The sequence below is a fragment of the Streptomyces ossamyceticus genome (assembly GCF_001418475.1).
GTDB lineage: Bacteria > Actinomycetota > Actinomycetes > Streptomycetales > Streptomycetaceae > Streptomyces > Streptomyces ossamyceticus.
The window spans coordinates 1-1,216 of record NZ_LIQX01000714.1; the positions used below are offsets into that span (position 1 = coordinate 1).

The window sequence follows — 1,216 nt, forward strand, 5'->3', positions numbered from 1 at the left end:
GGACCCGCCGGACCCGCCGGAGTCGCGGGAGCTGCCGGAGTCGCGGGAGCTGCCGGAGCTGCCGGACCCGCCGGAGCTGCCGGAGTCGCGGGAGTCGCGGGAGTCGCGGGAGTCGCGGGACCGGCCGGAGTCGCCGGAGTCGCCGGAGTCGCCGGAGTCGCCGGAGCTGCCGGAGTCGCGGGGCCCGCCAGAGTGGCCGGACCCGCCGGAGCTGCCGGAATCGCCGGACCCGCCCCCACCGCCGGGATCGACGTGCTCAACGCGGTCGCCGGGCTCGTCGACAAGTCCGTGCTCGTCCGGGAGGAGCACGACGGCCGGGTGCGCTACCGGCTGCTGGTCTCGCTGCGCGACTACGGCCTGGAGAAGCTGAACGACCTGGGGGAGACGGTCGCCACCCGGCGGCGGCACCGCGACCACTTCGCCCGGCTGGGCGCCGCGTACGAGCGGGCCTGGTTCGGCCCCGACCAGGTCGGCATCACCGAAAGGCTGCGTATCGACCAGGACGACTTCCGGGCCGCGCTGGACTTCTGCCTCACCACCCCCGGCGAGGCCCAGCACGGGCTGCGGCTCGCCTCCACCCTGTGGTTCCACTGGGTCGCGTACGGCATCTGGGGCGAGGGCCGGCACTGGATGGACGGCGCGCTGCTGGCCGGGGCCCGACCGGACGGGTCCCTCACCCGCGCCCTGTGGGCGGGCGCCCTCACCTCACTGGTGCACAGCCGCTCGGCCGCCGTCCTCGCCGGTCTCGACCCCGCCCGGCCCGCACCCGCCGACGACTCGGAACTTCCGGTGCCCGCGCCGCCGCCCGTCGCCCTCGGCCCCGGCCTGGCCCGGACGTCCCACGCCTCCTTCGTCGTCCTCACCCGGATCGAGCTGGCCTGCACCCTCGTCAGCCGGGGCCGCGCCGCCGAGGCGATCCCGCTGTGCGCCGAGGCCGTCGCCCTGTGCGAGGCCCACGGCGAACAGTGGGCCCGCTCCTGGGCGTTGCGCACCCTCGCCCTCGCCCACTGGTCGGCCGGGGAGTACGAGCGGGCCGCCGGGCACGCCCGCGCCTGCCTGCGGCTGCCGTACACCGAACGCCAGCACCAGAGCCTCGCCCGGACCCTCGACCTGCTCGCCGCCGCCGAGGCCCTGGCGGGACGGGCCGAACAGGCCGCCGTCCTGCACGGCGCCGTCGACCGCATCTGGCACGCCATCGGCGGCGGCGAGCAGGTCG

1 protein-coding gene is annotated in these 1,216 nt (G+C 77.1%); it reads left to right on the forward strand.

Going from position 1 to position 1,216, the window contains the following annotated elements; translation table 11 throughout:
* Positions 1-192: 192 nt before the first annotated feature.
* Positions 193-1,216, forward strand: a 1,024-nt coding sequence (locus AOK15_RS37335) for a tetratricopeptide repeat protein (RefSeq protein WP_478078824.1), incomplete at its 3' end; no start/stop codon positions are given.